Origin of the sequence: Methylobacterium sp. WL6 (assembly GCF_008040095.1) — a bacterium.
GTDB lineage: Bacteria > Pseudomonadota > Alphaproteobacteria > Rhizobiales > Beijerinckiaceae > Methylobacterium.
On the sequence record NZ_VRVH01000320.1, the window covers coordinates 1 to 4,951 of the forward strand.

At 71.7% G+C, this 4,951-nt stretch carries 4 protein-coding genes and 1 other RNA gene; 4 read left to right on the top strand and 1 reads right to left on the bottom strand.

The window, feature by feature from the left end:
* Nucleotides 1–181 precede the first annotated feature (181 nt).
* Entirely contained in the window at nucleotides 182–868 is a 687-nt protein-coding gene (locus FV230_RS24525) for a YoaK family protein (protein WP_246686430.1), read from the top strand.
* Nucleotides 869–1,004: 136 nt separating this feature from the next.
* Here FV230_RS24525 and FV230_RS24530 read toward each other — a convergent pair whose 3' ends face one another.
* Complete coding sequence (locus FV230_RS24530) at nucleotides 1,005–1,886, bottom strand: polysaccharide deacetylase family protein (protein ID WP_147844254.1); 882 nt, start codon at nucleotides 1,884–1,886, stop codon at nucleotides 1,005–1,007.
* Between the two features lie 218 nt (nucleotides 1,887–2,104).
* On the opposite strand from FV230_RS24530, the gene FV230_RS24535 reads away from it, so the two are divergent.
* The 3 genes from FV230_RS24535 to FV230_RS24545 form a co-directional block, all read left to right on the top strand.
* Nucleotides 2,105–3,379, top strand: coding sequence for an O-antigen ligase family protein (locus FV230_RS24535; protein WP_147844255.1), 1,275 nt, complete (start codon nucleotides 2,105–2,107; stop codon nucleotides 3,377–3,379).
* Between the two features lie 100 nt (nucleotides 3,380–3,479).
* An RNA gene (gene ffs / locus FV230_RS24540) (signal recognition particle sRNA small type) lies at nucleotides 3,480–3,578 on the top strand.
* Nucleotides 3,579–3,668: 90 nt separating this feature from the next.
* The coding region (locus FV230_RS24545; RefSeq protein WP_147844256.1) for a DNA polymerase III subunit gamma/tau at nucleotides 3,669–4,951 on the top strand (1,283 nt) is incomplete at its 3' end.

Consider the following 4,951-nt stretch of genomic DNA (forward strand, 5'->3'; position numbering starts at 1 on the left):
AACGAGACCGACCAGGTGCTGGCCGCCGATTGCGGCGGCCAGCACCTGGTCGGTCTCGTTGGCGAACATCTCGCGCGACAGGTTCTCGTCCAGCACCGCGAACCGGGCGGGCTGAAGATCGAGACGCTGCACGCCCTGTGCGAGCGGCGACCGGCTCGGACGGGCAGGAGAGCAAGGCATCGTGTTCACCCCATCGCTCAGGGACGCCGCGATCGGCGTCGGGCTCGCCTTCGTCGCCGGCTTCGTGGACGCCGCCGCCTTCATCGCCCTGACCGGCCTGTTCACCGCCCACGTCACCGGCAACTTCGTCCTGATCGGCGCGGAGCTGGTCTCGACCTCGACCGGCGTCCTCGCCAAGCTGCTCGCCCTGCCGACCTTCATCCTGGCCGTCGCGCTCACGCGCCTGATCGCCCTGGCGTTGGAGCGGCGCGGGACGTCGCCGCTGCGCCCCTTGCTGGCCCTCGAGGCGGCCGTCCTGATCGCCTTCGCGAACTTCGGCGCGGCCCTGTCGCCGCTCGGCTCGCCGGACGGCGCGCGGGCGATCGGCATCGGCATGCTCGGGGTCGCCGCGATGGGCATCCAGAACGGCATCGGGCGCCTGGTGATCGGCCACCTCGCCGCGACGACGGTGATGACCGTGAACGTCACGCAGGCCGTCATCGATATCACCGATCACCTGTGCGGGACCAAGCTCGGCGCGCAGGCCGGCGCCCGCCTGCGGCGCACGCTGTCCGCGGTGCTGGCCTTCGCGGCAGGTGCCCTGGCCGGCGCGTTCGGGGTCGCCGCCCTGTCCTTCTGGTGCGTGCTCGTGCCGGCCCTGGTGCTGATCGGGTTGCTGGCCGTTCCGGACCCGACCCCGCCGCGATGACCGGTGCGTCGGGTTCGGCGCGGACCATCCGTGTTCGGTTGATCGACAAAAACCCGTTCATCACCGGCAGCGGATCTGCGGGCTCACCGGCGAAACGCAGCCGTCCTCCGAGCTGATCCCGTCGAGCCCTGTCCCCTCAGCCCATCACCTGCACCGCGTGCTCGGCGATCGCGCCCGCGGTGGTGAGCCAGACCGTGTCGCGGTGAGCGGCGATGCGGGCCAGCACCGCGCGCAGGGGGCGCAGGCGCTGCGGCTGGCCGACGATGTAGGGGTGGAGCGCGATCCCCATCACCAGCGGCGCGTGGCGCGACTGCTCCAGCATCTCATCGAAGGCGTCGGAGATCGCGTCGGCGAATTGCCGCCCGGTCTCCTTGCGGGCGACGATCGCCGGGATGTCGTTCAGCTCCTGCGGATAGGGCACCGAGAGGATGCGGCCGCCGTCGCGGGTCCCGAACCACGTCGGCTGGTCGTCGTGCGCCCAGTCCAGCAGGTAGCGGTAGCCCGCCTCGGCCAGGAGGTCGGGCGTCGCCGTCGACTGCGAGATCCACGGGCCGAGCCAGCCGGCGGGCGGGCGGCCCTCGTGCTCGGTCAGCAGCGCCGTCGCCTCGGCGATCAGCGCGCGCTCGCCCGCCTCGTCGAGGCTGCCCTGGCGCTCGGCGTTGGTGCGGCCGTGCCCGACGATCTCGTCGCCGCGGGCGCGGAAGGCCTCGATCAGGCCGGGGCAATCCGCATAGAGGCGGCTGTTGACCAGGACGCTCGCCGGCAGCCCGAGCGCGTCGAGCATCGCCTTGATCCGCCACGCCCCGACCCGGTTGCCCCAGTCGCGCCAGGCGTAGTTCAGCACGTCGGGCTGCGGCCCGCCGGGGGCAAGCTCGGCGCCGAGCCCCGATCCGAAATCGAAGGTCTCGAGGTTGAGCGCGACGTAGACCGCCAGGCGCCGGCCACCCGGCCAGTCGTAGAGCGGCCGGTCCGGCAGCGCGCTGTAGCCGTAGCGGCCGTGGCCCTTCGAACTGTCCATCCGTCCTCCGGTTTCCGAACGCACTCGGGGATGCTGCGACGGGACATGGGGTAGAAGGGGCGGGGGGCAACGGAGCGGCGACGTGCAATCCGCAGCGCCCGCCGGCCAGCCGGGATCAGCCCTTCTCTTCGTCCGCCGTCGCAAGCCTTTCCAAACGTATCCCGTGCAAGGTCGGCCCTCTCCGGTCGCCGAGGGTGCCGGTCTTCGAGGAGGCGTGCATGCGGATCGCCAAGGGAGGAATCGTCCCGGCCGAGCCGCAGCGTGCGGTTGCAGTGTCCGGAGGCGCGTCCCTGAGCCGTCTCGACCGGCTCGTGATCCTCGGCGTCGGCTTCGCGCTGCAGTTCAACGTGCTGACCTCGACCTTCGGGCTGCCGTTCATGCGCCTGTCCGACGCGCTGCCCTTCCTGACGATCCCGTACTTCCTGCTCCGCCCGCGCATCCTGTCCACGCTCCTGGCGCGGGCCCTGCCGATCGGGGTGGTGGTCATGCTGCTCGTCGCCTCGCTGCTGGCGAAGGCCGACGTCCAGCAGGGCGACCTGTACCTGACCCTGGTGCTGCTTCTGTACTTCGTCCAGGCGACGCAGCTCGTGATCCTGCTCCGCGATCCGGCGGGCGCCGACAGCTTCGCGGCCGGCACGCTCGGAGGTTTCGCCGGGTCGCTCCTGGTCCTGGTCGCAGCCTCGGCCGGCATCGACCTCATCGGCGTCGGGCTCGCGGTGCCGACCGACGGCCTTGAGCCGGAACTCGTCCTGTTCATGAAGGACAAGCTCGGCGGCCTGTGGGCCGCCGGCAACGAGACCGGGCACGTGTTCGCGTTCGCCGGCGCCGCTGCGGCCTACCTCTGGCACCGCACCGGCCGCAGCGCGATCTACATCGCGTATTTCGCCGCGCTGCTTGTCAGCTTCCCGCTGACCAACAACCGCGCCGGGCTCTTCCTGCCGGCGATCGTACTCGGGCTGATCCTCCGGAAGAGCGTCAGCGTCTACGCCGTGCTGCTGGGGGGCGCCGCCATCTGCGGGCTCGTCATGCTGTTCAGCGCCACCGGCTATGCCCCCGTCCCCGAGCAGCTCCAGTCGGCGATCGAGAAGCGGTTCGTCGCGGACAGCCACGCCGACAGCAACATCCTCGAGCGTCTCGATTCGACCGCGGCCGGGCTGCAGCTTGCCGCCGCCCATCCGTTCGGCCTCGGCAACGTCGCCAAGGAGAACCAGCTGCTGATGATGGCCGGCGTCGGCACGCCGCACAACGCCGTCGTCACCCTCGCGCTCCAGAGCGGCGTCCTCGTCGTGCTCGCCTTCCTGGCCGGAACGGTCCGGATCGTCCTCGCCCCCCAGCGGTTCGGCCCGCTCCTGTTCTACACGGTGCTGTTCATGGTGCCCTCGCTGATGTTCGAGGAGCTGTCGATCAACCAGGTGTTCCTGTTCGGCTTCGCCCTCGTGCTCGCGGCCTCCGCGATGACGCGGAGCGGCGATCCGGCGGGCGCGCAGGCCTGATCGCGCCGCGTCCGGCCCGGCCGTCGACGCCGGGGGTTGCAGCCGGGGACCCGGTGCCCCGCCCGCTTGCCATCGCCGGAAGCTCCCGCCATATAGGCCGCGGGAGGTTGGCGAGGGACGTTTCACTCGCCAACCGGGTCAGGTCCGGAAGGAAGCAGCCCTAACGAGACCGAGCGGGTCTTCGTCCAGCCTCCCACCTCGTTCCACCGCAGGAACCGCGGGTCGATCGGCCCGCAGCGGCGGCCAAGGCACGACCGCGAAGAGCGAAGACGCACCCCCCGAAGAGCGCATGGACGCGAGCACCGGCACGCCTGACGACGAGCCGGGCCTGCCCGGGTTTCCGGCGCCTGCCCTCGCGCAGACGCCGTACCGCGTGCTGGCGCGCAAATACCGTCCCAAGGATTTCGACGACCTGATCGGCCAGGGCGCGATGGTGCGCACGCTCGGCAACGCGTTCGCTGCCGGGCGCATCCCGCAGGCCTGGATGCTGACCGGCGTGCGCGGCGTCGGCAAGACGACCACCGCCCGCATCCTCGCCCGCGGCCTGAACTACGCGCCGGTCGGCGCGCCCGACACCGGCCCGACCATCGCGATGCCGGGGCTCGGGGTCCATTGCCAGGCGATCATGGAATCGCGGCACATGGACGTGCTGGAGATGGACGCCGCCTCGCATACCGGCATCGAGGACGTGCGCGCGATCATCGACGGCGTGCGCTATTCGCCGGTCTCGGCGCGCTACAAGGTCTACATCATCGACGAGGTCCACATGCTCTCGGGCAACGCGTTCAACGCGTTCCTGAAGACGCTGGAGGAACCGCCGCCGCACGCGAAGTTCGTGTTCGCGACGACCGAGATCCGCAAGGTCCCGATCACCATCCTGTCGCGCTGCCAGCGGTTCGACCTGCGCCGGGTCGAGGCCGACGTGCTCTCCGCCCATCTCCAGAAGATCTGCGCGGCCGAAGGCGTCGGCGCCGAGGACGAGGCGGTGGCCGCGATCGTGCGCGCGGCGGAGGGCTCGGTGCGCGACGCGCTCTCGCTGCTCGACCAGGCCATCGCCCACGGCGCCGGCGCCGTCACCGCCGCGGGCGTGCGCGACATGCTCGGGCTCGCCGACCGGGCCCGCATCCTCGACCTGTTCGAGGCGGTGATGCGCGGCGACGTGCCCGCCGCCTTCGCCGAGCTGCGCAGCCAGTACGAGTCCGGTGCCGACCCGTCGGTCGTGCTCTCGGATCTCGCCGCCTTCACCCACCTCGTCACCCGGCTGAAGCTCGCGCCGGAGGCGGCGGCCGCCGACCCGACGCTGAGCGAGATCGAGCGGCGGCGTGGCGGCGATTTCGCCGGCCGCCTGCCCGTGCGGGCGCTGTCGCGGGCCTGGCAGATCCTGCTGAAGGCGATACCCGAGGTGCAGAGTGCGGCCCGCCCGCTCGCCGCGGCCGAGATGGCTCTGGTGCGGCTCGCCTACGCCGCCGACCTGCCGACGCCGGACGAGGCGTTGCGACAACTCAGGGCCGAAGCGCTCGCCGCCGGTGCGCAGGAGGGCGACGCACCGGCTCGACCAGCCCTCACCGCCCC

Excerpts from the sequence above, each read along its gene's own strand:
- FV230_RS24530 (WP_147844254.1), bottom strand. The coding sequence starts at position 1,886 with ATGGACAGTTCGAAGGGCCACGGCCGCTACGGCTACAGCGCGCTGCCG.
- FV230_RS24535 (WP_147844255.1), top strand. The coding sequence starts at position 2,105 with ATGCGGATCGCCAAGGGAGGAATCGTCCCGGCCGAGCCGCAGCGTGCG.